Source organism: Enterobacter cloacae complex sp. SHL001 (assembly GCF_049236825.1).
GTDB lineage: Bacteria > Pseudomonadota > Gammaproteobacteria > Enterobacterales > Enterobacteriaceae > Enterobacter > Enterobacter hormaechei_C.
Genome location: NZ_JBMKIP010000002.1, coordinates 203,528 through 216,624, shown reverse-complemented (window position 1 = coordinate 216,624; position 13,097 = coordinate 203,528). Strand labels below are relative to the sequence as shown.

Below are 13,097 nucleotides of genomic sequence, written 5' to 3'. Positions count from 1 at the left end.
CAATATATCGTCATAGTAAAAACAACGAATTTCATAAAAATTAAAAACAAGTTGTAACTCACGCAGCTTTACTTCAATTTATGCCCCGAATATTTTCCTGCGCTTAAATAAAAATTTTGTATGCATTGACGCAGGAAACTCTTTTAGCGCATAGAGGATCTTTTTGTGGCAAGTGCAAACAAACTCACGCTCTTCATCGTGATTTTCATGCTGGCGGGCATTCTTTCAGGTGCGGCAATCCATGAGTATGCTTCGCCCGACGCGATACAGGCCTGGTCGGAGAACATCACCCTGCTGACCGATATTTTCCTGCGGCTGATTAAGATGGTGATTGCCCCGCTGGTGTTCAGCACCCTGACGGTGGGCATTATGAAACTGGGTGAAACGTCGACGATTGGGCGCGTCGGGGGTAAAGCGATGGTGTGGTTTATCAGCTCATCCGTACTTTCCATTCTGGTGGGGCTGTTTATTGTTACCCTTGAACAACCCGGCAGCGGTCTGAACCTGAGCATTCCGACAGAGACGGTTGATACCGGCCTGGCCGTTAGCGGGATGTCGCTGAAAGCCTTCCTGTCACACACTATTCCAACCAGCATTGCCGGCGCGATGGCGAACAATGAGATCCTGCAAATTGTGGTCTTCTCGATGTTCTTCGGCATCGGCGGCGCGTCATTAGGTCAAAAATTCAACGCCCCGCTGGTGGCGGCGCTGGATGTGGTCTCCCACATTATGCTGAAAGTGACGGGCTACGTGATGTACGTTGCGCCACTGGCCATTTTTGCCGCGATTTCGTCCGTGATTGCCACTCAGGGTCTGGGCATTTTGCTGAACTATGCCTCGTTCATTGGCGGTTACTATGTGGCGATCCTTCTGACCTGTCTGGTATTGCTGGCGGTAGGTTACATGGTACTGAAAAAAGAGATTTTCCGTCTGGTGGCGATGCTGAAAGATCCGGTGCTGGTCGCGTTTACCACCAGCAGCTCAGAAGCGGCATACCCGAAAACGCTGGAGCAGTTAGCGCGCTTCGGCTGTTCACGTAATATCGCCTCTTTCGTCCTGCCGATCGGCTACTCGTTTAACCTGGTCGGCTCCATGGTGTACTGCTCGTTCGCCTCGATGTTTATCGCCCAGGCATACAACATTCACCTGAGTTTCACCGAGGTGACGGTGCTAATGTTAACGTTGATGCTGGCCTCGAAAGGGATTGCGGGCGTACCGCGCTCGTCGCTGGTGGTGCTGGCGGCAACTATTCCGAGCTTTAACATTCCGGTGGCCGGGATCCTGCTGCTGATGGGGATTGACCATTTCCTGGATATGGGACGATCGGCCATTAACGTGCTGGGGAACGGGATTGCGACGGCGATGCTGTCGCAGAATGAAGGGGCGCGGGAAGCGGAATCAGCGCTGGTGGAGCAGGAGGCGTAAGGTTACAAAAGAGCCGGGTGGCGCTGACGCTTACCCGGCCTACGTGTTCGAGCCATTTGTAGGCCGGGTAAGGCAAAGCCGCCACCCGGCTTTATTTTATGCCACGTGATTCGCCGCAATATCCAACAGCGCCATCTCTTCGCTGTTCAGCAGCTTCTCAATATTCACCAGAATCAGCATACGCTCGCCGAGCGCACCCAGCCCCGTCAGGTATTCCGTCGACAGCGTGACCGCAAACTCCGGCGCAGGACGGATTTGATCGGCGGTCAGCGACAGCACATCAGACACGCCATCCACCACGATCCCCACCACGCGCTGCCCCAGATTCAGGACGATCACCACCGTGTTATCGTTGTACTCCACATCGCCCTGGCTAAACTTCACGCGCAGGTCCACGATAGGCACAATCACACCGCGCAGGTTGGTCACACCCTTGATAAACGCTGGCGTGTTCGCAATGCGCGTTACCTGGTCGTAACCGCGAATTTCCTGCACTTTCAGGATGTCGATACCGTACTCTTCATCCCCTAAAGTGAAAACCAAGAATTCCTGTCCAGATGGCTCGCCCGCCAGTTTCGTTACGTTACTCATACCGGTCATGTTATTACCTTTTACTTAATCAGGCGGCTGTGTTCGCCACACGTTGTTCACGATTTAATCCCTGAAGTGCCGATACATCGACGATCAGCGCGACGCTACCATCACCCAGGATGGTGGCAGCAGAGATCCCCGGCACTTTGCGGTAGTTACTTTCCAGGTTCTTAACCACCACCTGATGCTGACCAATCAGCTGATCGACCAGCAGCGCGTAGCGGCGTCCGGCGCTTTGCAGGATCACAACGATACCCTGCGTGGCCTCGGTTTTTGCCCCGTCCACTTCAAACACTTTCCACAGTTCCACCAGCGGCAGGTACTCGCCGCGCACTTCGAGCACGCGCTCGCCGCCCGCCAGCGGATGCAGATCTTCTTCACGCGGCTGGAGGGACTCCATCACCGCGTTCAGCGGCAGAATAAAGACTTCGTCCGCCACTTTAACGGACATGCCGTCAAGAATGGCCAGCGTCAGCGGCAACAGGATACGAATCGTGGTGCCCGCGCCCTGCTTAGACTGGATCTCAACGTGACCGCCCATCTCCTGAATGTTACGTTTCACCACGTCCATGCCCACGCCGCGGCCGGAAACGTCGGTGACCTGCTCTGCGGTTGAGAAGCCCGGGGCAAAAATCAACATGCCTACTTCTTCGTCGGTCATATTTTCGTTGACCGCCATTCCCTGCGAAATCGCCTTCGCCAGAATGCGCTCGCGGTTCAGGCCCGCGCCGTCATCGGTCACTTCGATGCAGATGTTGCCGCCCTGATGTTCCGCTGACAGGATCAGGTTGCCCACGGGCGATTTTCCAGCTGCTACACGGTTTTCCGGCAGCTCGATGCCGTGGTCGAGGCTGTTACGCACCAGGTGCGTTAACGGATCGATAATGCGTTCAATCAGGCTCTTGTCCAGCTCGGTGGAGCTGCCCATCAGCGTGAGTTCGATCTGTTTGTTGAGCTTGCCGGCCAGGTCGCGCACCAGGCGCGGGAAGCGGCTGAAGACATATTCCATCGGCATCATGCGGATGGACATCACCGATTCCTGTAAATCGCGGGCGTTACGTTGTAACTGGCCCATGCTGGTGATGAGATCGCCATGGGTCACCGGGTCCAGCTCGTTGGAGCGCTGGGCCAGCATCGACTGGGTGATGACCAGTTCACCCACCAGGTTGATCAGCTGATCCACTTTCTCCACCGCCACGCGAATGCTCGTGGACTCGCTGGAACGCGCCGCTGGTTTTTCACCGCGGGCCGGAGCGGCCGTCTCTTTTGGCACGGCTTTCAGGGCCGGGGCAGCGGCAACTACCGCAGGGGTATTCTCTGCCGGAGCAGGCGCTTCAACGGTCGCCGCCTCGGTTTCAAACGCAATCTGATCCGCTTCAATCACGAAGCAGAGCACCGCCACGATGTCATCCTGGCCAATCCCATCGTCAAGCGTCGCGGCCAGGCTGTCTTTGCCCTTCACCACGTTGCTGAGCGTCGCCAGGTTCCCCAGCTCCTCTTCCAGCAGGTTGACCTCGTTCTCCTTCAGACGTGACAGCACTACGCGCAGTTTTCCTGCGGGCGCGTCAGGCGCCGTATCGGGTTCGGCCACGGCGTCAACAACGCTCAGTTTTGCCGCAGGGACAGCGGGCGCAGACGCCTCACCTTTGGCTTCCAGCGCTAACTGACGCAGCGCGTTGCAGATGTATTCAAAGCTGGCGGCATCAGGCTCTGCCGAACTTTTATAGGCGTCGAGCTGTTCCTGCATAATATCTTTCGTTTCCAAAAACAGGTTGATAATGTCGGTATTGAGCTGCATCTCACCGCGTCGTGCTTCATCCAGCAGGTTTTCCATTAAATGGGTGGTTTCCTGCAAAATGGTAAATCCAAACGTTCCGGCACCGCCTTTAATGGAATGCGCCGCACGGAAGATGGCATTGAGCTGTTCTGAGTCCGGTGCCTCGGGCACCAGATCCAGCAAATGTTGCTCCATATCGGCCAACAATTCGTCGGCTTCATCAAAAAATGTCTGGTAAAAATCGGTAATATCCATGCTCACGCTATCACCTCGGATTGGCTGGTGGCGATGTTGGAACGGCAGCCGAAGGGACGGCCCCAGGCTGTTTTAAATCGTCCAGTGACTCATTCTGACTTTCGGCGTTTTCATGCAGGATGGCCTGCTCCGCCTGCTGGTTCAGCACTAAAAGACTGATACGACGGTTGATGGCGTCATCCGGTCCGCGGTCGGTAAGGCGCATGGTTGCAGCCATGCCGACCACGCGCAGGACCTTGCCATAATCAAGCCCACCCGCCACCAGCTCGCGACGCGAGGCGTTGGCGCGATCGGCAGAAAGCTCCCAGTTGCTGTATCCTTTCTCTCCCGTGGCGTACGGGAAATCATCCGTGTGTCCGGACAGGCTAATGCGGTTTGGAATACCGTTCAGCACCGGTGCAATCGCACGCAGAATATCGCGCATGTAGGGCTCCACGTCGGCGCTGCCGGTTTTAAACATAGGCCGGTTCTGGCTGTCGATGATCTGAATACGCAGCCCTTCCTGTACCAGGTCAATTTTCAGATGCGGACGCAGCGCGCGCAGCTTAGGGTCCGCTTCAATCAGCTGATCCAGGTCACCGCGCAGTTTTTTCAGGCGCGCCTGCTCCATCCTTTTTTTCAGCTCGTCGATGTTAGGCTGTTTTTTCACTTCGCCCTGCTGCTGGGTATAATCGTCACCGCCGCCGGGGATCGGGCTGTCGCTGTTCGAAATGCGCGGCCCGCCGGTAACCGCCGTCGCCAGCGGCGTTCTGAAATATTCCGCAATCTGAATAAGCTCTTTCGGGCTGGAGATGGAGATTAGCCACATCACCAGAAAGAAGGCCATCATGGCGGTCATAAAGTCGGCGTACGCGATCTTCCAGGAGCCGTGAGAACCGTGCCCGTGCCCCTTATGCTTGCGCTTTTTTACGATGACGATCGGATGGGACTGGTTTTTCATGCGTCCTCAGTTGTCGTCTGTTGGTTAGGATTTTTCACCGCGCGCACGTGCTCTTCCAGTTCGATAAACGACGGACGTTCGCTGGAGTAAAGCGTCTTACGACCAAATTCGACGGCAATCGGTGGCGCATAGCCGTTGAGGTTTGAGAGCAGCGTAATTTTCACGCACTGCATCATTTTGGTGGTTTCGGCGCTCTTCTGGCGCAGCACGCTCGCCAGCGGGGAGATAAAGCCGTAGGCCAGTAAAATACCGAGGAACGTCCCCACCATCGCGTGGGCAATCAGCGCCCCCAGTTCAGCCGCCGGGCGATCCGCCGAGGCCAGGGCATGAACAACGCCCATGACCGCCGCCACGATGCCGAACGCCGGAAGCGAGTCGCCCACCAGCGCCAGGCTGTTGGCCGGTACTTCGGACTCGCTCTCGTGGGTTTCGATCTCTTCGTCCATCAGGGCTTCAATTTCGAAGGTGTTCATGTTGCCGCTGATGATCAGTCGCAGGTAATCGACGATAAAATCGAGCATCATCGCGTCGGCCAGAATACGCGGGTAGCTGGCGAAAATTTCGCTCTCTTTCGGGTTTTCGATGTCCCGCTCCAGCGAGAACATCCCCTGCTGACGTGACTTCGCCATCAGGCGATAGAGCAGCGCCAGCAGATCCATATACATGCTTTTGGTGTATTTCGAGCGACGAAACAGCAGCGGAATCGCCTTCAGCGTGCCCTTGATCGATTTGCCGTTGTTACCAACGATAAAAGCCCCTACCCCTGCACCGCCGATGATGACAAGTTCAGCCGGTTGATAGAGTGCTCCAAGGTGCCCGCCGGTCATCATGTAACCGCCGAAAACTGTACCGAGAACTACCAGGTAACCTAATAAGATAAGCACGACATCATCCTTCCGCTAGTGACTATGGCAGGACGTTCATTTCGAGCGCATGACCTGAACGCAGGGTAAAAAAAAGCAGCGGTAATCGCTTACCGCTGCTGGAATCTTGCCCACAGGTTCGGGTTAAACAGCGTGTTCGATCTGTTCATCCAGCAGTTGTGGAATAATATCGGCAGCATCCCGGGAAAGTTTACGTCTTTTTACGGCTCGGGATGGAGGCTGGCACAAACTACAGGCGAAGCTGCCCGCAGGCTGGTGCGCGTGGGTAATGAAATTGCCGTCACAGCAGTTGCAGCGGGACAATTCAAGCATTCCGCTTTCAACAAAACGCACCAGCGTCCAGGCGCGGGTCAGCGCCAGCAGGGGTCCCTCTTCCTGCTGCGGGCATTGCTCAAGGTAAAGTTTGTAGGCTTTGATCACGGCATCAACGCCGCTGCATAAGCCCGTTTTAAGCAGGTACTGCCAGGCGTTACAGAACATGGAAGCATGAATGTTCTGCTCCCAGGTCATGAACCAGTCAGTCGAAAACGGCAGCATGCCTTTTGGCGGCGGGCTACCACGCAATTCTTTGTACAGCTTGATCAGACGACCACGGCTCAGCTGCGTCTCGCTTTCCAGCATTTGTAAACGCGCACCGAGCGTGATGAGTTCCATCGCCAGCTGGATATCACGGGCTTCCTGAACAATGCTTTTTTCGCTCATTGTTAAGCCCTTTTCTTCCGGGCTACGTCATCAGGCTGGCTGATTTCGTTGAGCAGGCGGGTGGAGAGAAGAATACCAGTGTGGATCTGTTGCAGATCGTCCACGCGGGATTCCTGAGTCAGACGCGTAATGGTCTGCGGGTTATCAAAACGGAACTGGCAGACAAGTTGATTGGTTTCAGCCAGCTTGACCATTTGCGGGAGGGTTAATCCACCCAGCATGGTTGCCATCTCTTCGTTAACACCCAGACGAAACATCGCTGACGGTTTGTCCTGACTAATCAAACGCTGCGCGAGCAATAAATACGACAAATTGATGTCATAAATATGTTTTAGCAACTCGGATGTATGCATTTTTCCCATCCCGAATAACCAACTATTATTTTTATGCGGAAAGACCGCACCCCGTGATGTCGCCGGGAAATCACCCGGTATAAAAAGAAAAGGCCAAATGCATAGTTGAATTTAGGTTTGTACGTCGTAAAGCGCGTGACCGGTTAACATGGCCAAAATGTCGGTTACACATTTTATCTTTTCTTACAAATAACTAAGATTTTTCCTAATTCGACGCAAACTCTACTCGTCAGTTTTGACACATACAATGCAGTCCCCCCTGGAATTTAAAAAAAATGTGATCTACGTCACATAATTTACGCGAATGTAACCCATAAATCCATCAGCGTGACTTGTAATTTGACTATTTATTGAGCAAGTGAAGCTTGTTTATATTCTTATGGAACGAATACTCATGCAGAGGGATGAGGGGATCGGGTATGAAAATTGCTACGTCGAAGAAGCACTGCCCTTTCGCGTCACAACGGGCGCGAACGCCAGAGAAGAGGCGGAGTTAATTAAGTAAAAACAGCAGCTTAAGTTTTCTTTTCGAGAAACAAGTTTCCATGGGTAACCATCACGCTTGCGTTGACGATCGGTTAACGCGATTTAACAGCACGGAAGGCTAAATGTGTGATTTACGTTAAGTTGTTAATTACTTTCATTTAGCGTCCCCATTTCGTTATTCTTCTTATAAGAATAATTAATGAATAATTATGATAAGCTTCACACTATTGTCGCATGTGCCTCTTGCAGAAGCGGCAGATTCGCGGTAAAGCTTGAGAAACGTGTCATTCTGACATAAAAGGAGTGTGTGATGAGTTACTCCCATCTTCTTGTTTCTGTTGCGGTTTCCCCCGAAAGTCATCAACTCGTCGCCCGTGCCGTTTCCATTGCCCGCCCGAATAATGCCCGCATAAGTCTGATTACCCTGGCTGCTGAACCCGAAATGTATAATCAACTGGCAGCGCCAATGCTGGAAGATATTCGTGAGGTTCTTCAGGAGGAAACGCAGCAATTTCTGCGCGAGCTGGTTGAGCGGGCAAAATATCCTGTCCACCAGACGGTGATTGCCACCGGCGAGTTAAGTGGACATATTCTCGACATTTGTCAGAAACAGAATGTTGACCTGGTCATTTGCGGAAATCATAACCAGAGCTTTTTTTCCCGGGCGGCATGCTCGGCAAAATCCATCGTTTCGTCAAGCCAGGTGGATGTCCTGCTGGTGCCTCTCGGGGGCAATTAATGCCCCCGGAGAAAATCAGGCGAGTTTAGGGAAGGTCGCGATCTTTTTTTGCAGATCACCTTCCTGAGTTTGCGGCTGGATCGCGCGCAAATCGTCAATAAAACGCGCCTGCCAGCGGTTGATATCATTCTTAACGATGGTCTCCATCATTTCTGAATGACGTGAAATACGTTCCGCAAGCGGCATGGTTAACGCGCGGTTCAGGGCATTTGCCACATCATCGCGATCGTAAGGGTTCACAATCAGCGCCGAGGTTAACTCGTTTGCCGCACCGGCAAATTGGGACAGCACCAGCACGCCCGGGTCAGCAGGATCTTGTGCTGCTACATACTCTTTTGCCACCAGATTCATCCCGTCGCGCAGCGGGGTGACCAGCCCGACGTCCGCATAGCGGAACACTTTCATCAGGATTTTGCGCTCAAAGTGCTGATTCAGATAGAAAAGTGGAGTCCAGCCGAGCTGACCATAGCGCCCGTTGATGCGCCCTGCTTCGGTCTCCAGCTGGTGACGAATATCCTGGTAAGCCTGAACCTCACCGCGCGAGGTCGGCGCTATCTGGGTATAGCGGATCTTGCCGTGATGCTGCGGGAATTTATCCAGCAGGGTTTCATAAGCGAGGAATCGCTCCGGCAACCCTTTGGAATAATCCAGTCGTTCAACCGAAAAGATATTCTTAACGTGCTTGAGTTCGTCCTTGAGCTGGGCAAGCTTCGGCGGCAGCGGACCAGAGGCCTGCTCGGCGATTTCGTCTGGCTCAATACCAATCGGGTAGACTTCGGTATGGAAATTTCGTCCCCACGCGGTGTGAGATTTGCCGCCGTGAGTGACCAGCCGGGTTTTACCCGACACGCTGTCGAGGAACGCCAGCCTGTCATTTTCCGTCTGGAAACCGAGCAGGTCGTAATCAGACAATGCTTCAAGAATTTCATCATGCTGCGGCAGCGCCGTAAAGATCTCCGGGGTCGGGAACGGAATATGCAGGAAGAAGCCGATCCGGTTCTTCACACCCCGTTTACGCAGCTCCCTGGCGAAGGGCAGCAGATGGTAATCGTGGATCCATAAAATATCGTCTTCTTCGATTAGCGGCAGCAGTTTATCTGCCAGCAGCGCGTTAACGCGCATGTAGCCTTCATAGGATTCACGCTGGAATTTCACCAGATCCAGACGATAGTGAAACGCTGGCCACAGCACGGCGTTTGAGAACTCGGAATAATATTCATCGTAGTCCTTCTCGCTAAGGGCGAAGGAGGCCCACGTGATATTGCCCCGTGACACCTTTTTTAGCGGTTTCTCATCATTACTGATTTCCCCGCTCCAGCCAAACCAGAGACCACCCGCGGCTTTGAGGGCACCTAATACCCCGACCGCCAGGCCACCGGCACTGGCTTTTTTATCATCCGGCGGTGCGATGCGATTAGAGACGACGACTAAGCGACCCATAATGATTTCTCCCGTTGTTTTGCGCTATTTGTTGTTGTTGCTGGTTAGCGACGTCAGATATCCACTGCCAGACGCTGGCGACATTTTCCAGCCGCCATCCGGCAATGGTTTCACCAGATCCAACCTTGACAGACATGCCCTGGGCCTGGTTTACCACCCTGAACCCGGCCTCGTCGGTCAGGTCATCCCCAAAAAAGACTGGCGTACGCCCTTTAAACGGCGCTTCCGCCATAAACGCTGCAATGGCAGCGCCTTTGTTAATTCCTGCCGGTTTAATCTCGACCACACATTTACCCGGCTGTAACGCCAGCTCCGGATGGGCTTCCGCCACGCTTCTTGCCACCGCAAATATCGCCGCCTCATGATGGGGCGCCTGACGGTAGTGCAGCGCAAAGGCCATGCCTTTGGCTTCCAGTTCCGTACCGGGAAGCATTTCCAGAGCCGAAGAGAGTTGCGTATGCAGCGCCTGAATCAGCGTGTCGGGGAGTGAAACTATATGCAGTTGATCATGGATATCGCGGCGCTCCGCTCCGTGCACACCGGCCAGCGGAAAGTGATAAGGACTGGCGAGCACGTCCAGCTCGGCCATTGAGCGCCCTGAAATCAATGCCAGTGCCCCCTCGTTCTGTCGGGAGAGCTGCTGCAAATTCTCTAACACCGTGTCCGGTACAACGACGTCATCCGGATGCGGTTCAATCCCGGCGAGCGTCCCGTCGAGGTCAAAAAAGAAAGCAAATTTTCCGAGCAGTACAGGCGGTGCGGTTAACAAGTCAGCCACCCTAATCCTCCTTACAGTGAACAAAACAGCCATGTAAGTATAGACAGTGTGACGGTGCTCGCCATTTGGCAACCGGCCCGTCAGCAAAACTGGCGGGCCGGTCAGGGGGTCAACTATGGTTAATAGTTGAGCATATTGATGGCTAAAAATAAATCAGACGGTACGCTTCGCTTTTTGCTTGTAACGGTCGAAGATCACCGCTGCCAGCAGGATCAGGCCGCGTACGACGTACTGAGAGAACGGAGAAATATTAAGCAGGTTCATGGCGTTCTCCACGGTCCCCAGAATCAGGATCCCCGCCACCACATATGAGATTTTTCCGATGCCGCCCTTGAGGGAAACGCCCCCTAAAACGCAGGCTGAGATGACGATCAGCTCATAACCAATGGAGGTCATTGGCTGGCCGCTGGTCATACGCGACGCCAGAATAATCCCCGCCGCCGCCGATACCAGCCCGGAAAGCACGAAGATAATGATCTTGGTCCGTACGACCGGAACACCCGCCAGACGCGCCGCCTCTTCATTGCCGCCAATCGCCAGCGTGTTACGGCCAAACGTGGTGCGGTTAAGCAGGAAACCGAACAGGATCAAACAGCCTACCGTCAGCCAGATTGGCGCAGGCAGCCCCAGCCAGTTGGCATAGCCCAGCGTGAAGAAACGCTCATCTTCAATCCCCACGGCTTTCCCGTCGGAGATGATATAGGCCAGACCGCGCACGATTTGCATTGTTGCCAGCGTCGTAATCAGGGCGTTAATCTTCAGGCGCGCAATGACAAACCCGTTCACCAGGCCGCTCAGCACGCCGAGCAGCAGCCCGGCCAGCACGCCAATCCACAGGCTTTCGGTCATGTTGATCACCACGGCAGTGGTGACGCCAGCACAGGCAATCACCGAGGCAACCGACAGGTCAAAATCGCCGGAGGCCAGGCAGAACAACATTCCGCAGGCCACCATGCCGGACATGGAGATAGCCAGCCCCAGCCCCTTCATATTGATGAACGTGGCGAAATTCGGCACAAAAATCGCGCAGGCGACGAACAGGGCAGCAAAGACCACCAGCATGCCGTACTGGTCCCAGATGCGGCCAAAACTGAAAGCCGACTTCGGCGCTCCGGATGTAGTAACAGAAGACATCATTGACTCCTTACTCAGGCGACAGCCTGGCTAACTTTAGGCATGGCGAGACTCAACGCCTGTTGTTCATTTGCCTGTTCATGCAGCAATTCACCGGCAATTTCACCTTCACGCATCACAACAATGCGGTCGGCGACGCCCAGCACCTCAGGCAGATCGCTGGAGGCGAACAGGACCGCCACACCGCGTTTTGCCAGTTCATAGATGACGTTATAGATTTCGTGTTTCGCCCCCACGTCGATACCGCGCGTTGGCTCATCCAGCAAAATGACCTTCATATCTTCCGACAGCCAGCGCCCCAGAATGGCTTTTTGCTGATTGCCGCCGGACAGGTTCATGATCAGCTGTTCAGCCCCGGGGGTTTTGATGTTCAGCGAACGGATATGGTGATCCGCGTTGCTCGCCTCCCAGCCGTCGTTAATCAGACATCCCGCGCGGATGAACTTGCGCCGGGCAGAGATGTTGATGTTGTCGCGCACCGAGTGCACCGGAATAATGCCCTCGGCCTTTCGATCCTCCGGGCAGAGCATAATCCCCGCGTTAATCGCCTGCGCAGGCTTCTGAATATCGACCTTTTTCCCGTCGACGAAAACCTGGCCCTGGGTTATTCGGGTGCCGCCAAACAGCCCTTTCATCAGCTCGCTGCGCCCTGCCCCCACAAGGCCAAACAGCCCGACGATTTCGCCGCTGCGCACCGAGAGTGAAATGGGCGTGCGCACGCCCGGGGCTTTGACGTTATCCAGACGCAGACGCTCAGGGCCATACTCGCGCGGTTTCCAGTGGTAAATATCCCCCAGATCGCGTCCGACCATCGCCTGCACCAGTTGGTCATGGTTGACCTGCTGCATATCGGTGAAGGTGCGCACGTAGCGGCCATCTTTAAACACGGTGATGGCATCGCTTAAGGCAAAAATCTCTTCCATTCGGTGAGAAACGTACAGAATGATGCGGCCCTCTTTGCGCAGCTCGCGGATCACGCGAAAGAGATTTTCTATTTCACGCGCCGAGAGCGAGCTGGTTGGCTCGTCAAAAGCGATAATTTTGGCGTTACGTGCCAGCGCTTTGGCAATTTCCACCATCTGCCACTGGCCGATGGAGAGATACTTAAGGGGCGTTTGCGGATCGACATCCAGCCCAAGGTGCTTGAGCTGCAAGCCCGCTTCATAGTTGAGCAGCGAGCGGTTGACCACGCCGCTTTTATGCGGAAGCTGGCCCAGATAGATGTTCTCCGCCACGGTCATTTCAGGAATGAGATGCAGCTCCTGATAGATGATGGCGACGCCCGCATTTAACGCTGCCGTGGTGTCGGCAAAGGCCACCTCGTCGCCGCGAATAGCCAGCGTGCCGGTGGTGGGCGTGTAGTTGCCGCTGAGAATTTTTAGCAGCGTGGATTTTCCCGCGCCATTCTCCCCCATCAGGGCGTGAACCTGTCCGGCATAGCAGTCGAAGCTGATATCGGTCAGCGCGTTTACACCGGGGAACGTTTTACCGATGCCGCGGAAAGAGAGATACGGATCAGACTGTTGCATAACGACTCCGTGATTCCTGTAGTGTGTACGTCTGGCCCCTCACGGTGAGTGAGGGGCGCAATCA

The 13,097-nt window shown here is 54.5% G+C and carries 12 protein-coding genes; 2 read left to right on the top strand and 10 right to left on the bottom strand.

Annotated features, from left to right (window positions below; translation table 11 throughout):
* Positions 1 to 165 precede the first annotated feature (165 nt).
* On the top strand, positions 166 to 1,425 hold the full coding sequence (locus tag ACOTYH_RS06545) for a dicarboxylate/amino acid:cation symporter (protein WP_017384415.1): 1,260 nt from the start codon (positions 166 to 168) through the stop codon (positions 1,423 to 1,425).
* 96 nt (positions 1,426 to 1,521) lie between these two features.
* Here ACOTYH_RS06545 and cheW read toward each other — a convergent pair whose 3' ends face one another.
* The 6 genes from cheW to flhD form a co-directional block, all read right to left on the bottom strand.
* Entirely contained in the window at positions 1,522 to 2,025 is a 504-nt protein-coding gene (gene cheW / locus ACOTYH_RS06540; RefSeq protein ID WP_003859699.1) for a chemotaxis protein CheW, read from the bottom strand.
* 19 nt (positions 2,026 to 2,044) lie between these two features.
* Entirely contained in the window at positions 2,045 to 4,054 is a 2,010-nt protein-coding gene (gene cheA / locus ACOTYH_RS06535; RefSeq protein WP_047727147.1) for a chemotaxis protein CheA, read from the bottom strand.
* A gap of 4 nt (positions 4,055 to 4,058) precedes the next feature.
* Positions 4,059 to 4,988: a flagellar motor protein MotB gene (gene motB, locus ACOTYH_RS06530; protein ID WP_421637630.1), complete on the bottom strand. Its 930-nt coding sequence runs from the start codon at positions 4,986 to 4,988 to the stop codon at positions 4,059 to 4,061.
* Positions 4,985 to 5,872 carry a flagellar motor stator protein MotA gene (gene motA / locus ACOTYH_RS06525; protein ID WP_003859696.1) on the bottom strand — a complete coding sequence of 296 codons (888 nt, stop codon included), beginning with the start codon at positions 5,870 to 5,872 and terminating at the stop codon, positions 4,985 to 4,987. The genes motB and motA overlap by 4 nt, the downstream gene beginning before the upstream one ends.
* Positions 5,873 to 5,995: 123 nt before the next feature.
* Positions 5,996 to 6,574 (bottom strand): flagellar transcriptional regulator FlhC, encoded by a 579-nt coding sequence (gene flhC / locus ACOTYH_RS06520; protein WP_003859695.1) that lies wholly within the window; start codon positions 6,572 to 6,574, stop codon positions 5,996 to 5,998.
* Between the two features lie 2 nt (positions 6,575 to 6,576).
* Complete coding sequence (gene flhD / locus ACOTYH_RS06515) at positions 6,577 to 6,927, bottom strand: flagellar transcriptional regulator FlhD (protein ID WP_003859693.1); 351 nt, start codon at positions 6,925 to 6,927, stop codon at positions 6,577 to 6,579.
* A gap of 796 nt (positions 6,928 to 7,723) precedes the next feature.
* Here flhD and uspC point away from each other — a divergent pair.
* Complete coding sequence (gene uspC, locus ACOTYH_RS06510) at positions 7,724 to 8,152, top strand: universal stress protein UspC (RefSeq protein ID WP_017384418.1); 429 nt, start codon at positions 7,724 to 7,726, stop codon at positions 8,150 to 8,152.
* Positions 8,153 to 8,167: 15 nt separating this feature from the next.
* Here uspC and otsA read toward each other — a convergent pair whose 3' ends face one another.
* The 4 genes from otsA to araG all read right to left on the bottom strand — a co-directional run bounded on the left by otsA (position 8,168) and on the right by araG (position 13,033).
* Positions 8,168 to 9,592 carry an alpha,alpha-trehalose-phosphate synthase gene (gene otsA / locus ACOTYH_RS06505; RefSeq protein ID WP_015570257.1) on the bottom strand — a complete coding sequence of 475 codons (1,425 nt, stop codon included), beginning with the start codon at positions 9,590 to 9,592 and terminating at the stop codon, positions 8,168 to 8,170.
* The gene (otsB, locus tag ACOTYH_RS06500) at positions 9,567 to 10,370 is read right to left on the bottom strand and encodes a trehalose-phosphatase (RefSeq protein WP_421637629.1); all 804 of its coding nucleotides are present in this window, start codon (positions 10,368 to 10,370) and stop codon (positions 9,567 to 9,569) included. Before otsB ends, otsA begins: the two co-directional genes overlap by 26 nt.
* A 153-nt stretch (positions 10,371 to 10,523) precedes the next feature.
* The gene (gene araH / locus ACOTYH_RS06495) at positions 10,524 to 11,504 is read right to left on the bottom strand and encodes an arabinose ABC transporter permease AraH (protein ID WP_003859689.1); all 981 of its coding nucleotides are present in this window, start codon (positions 11,502 to 11,504) and stop codon (positions 10,524 to 10,526) included.
* Positions 11,505 to 11,518: 14 nt separating this feature from the next.
* Complete coding sequence (gene araG / locus ACOTYH_RS06490) at positions 11,519 to 13,033, bottom strand: L-arabinose ABC transporter ATP-binding protein AraG (protein ID WP_023303911.1); 1,515 nt, start codon at positions 13,031 to 13,033, stop codon at positions 11,519 to 11,521.
* Positions 13,034 to 13,097 lie beyond the last annotated feature (64 nt).

Excerpts from the sequence above, each read along its gene's own strand:
- flhC (WP_003859695.1), bottom strand. The coding sequence starts at position 6,574 with ATGAGCGAAAAAAGCATTGTTCAGGAAGCCCGTGATATCCAGCTGGCG.
- otsA (WP_015570257.1), bottom strand. The coding sequence starts at position 9,592 with ATGGGTCGCTTAGTCGTCGTCTCTAATCGCATCGCACCGCCGGATGAT.
- araG (WP_023303911.1), bottom strand. The coding sequence starts at position 13,033 with ATGCAACAGTCTGATCCGTATCTCTCTTTCCGCGGCATCGGTAAAACG.
- cheW (WP_003859699.1), bottom strand. The coding sequence starts at position 2,025 with ATGACCGGTATGAGTAACGTAACGAAACTGGCGGGCGAGCCATCTGGA.
- flhD (WP_003859693.1), bottom strand. The coding sequence starts at position 6,927 with ATGCATACATCCGAGTTGCTAAAACATATTTATGACATCAATTTGTCG.
- motB (WP_421637630.1), bottom strand. The coding sequence starts at position 4,988 with ATGAAAAACCAGTCCCATCCGATCGTCATCGTAAAAAAGCGCAAGCAT.
- araH (WP_003859689.1), bottom strand. The coding sequence starts at position 11,504 with ATGTCTTCTGTTACTACATCCGGAGCGCCGAAGTCGGCTTTCAGTTTT.
- uspC (WP_017384418.1), top strand. The coding sequence starts at position 7,724 with ATGAGTTACTCCCATCTTCTTGTTTCTGTTGCGGTTTCCCCCGAAAGT.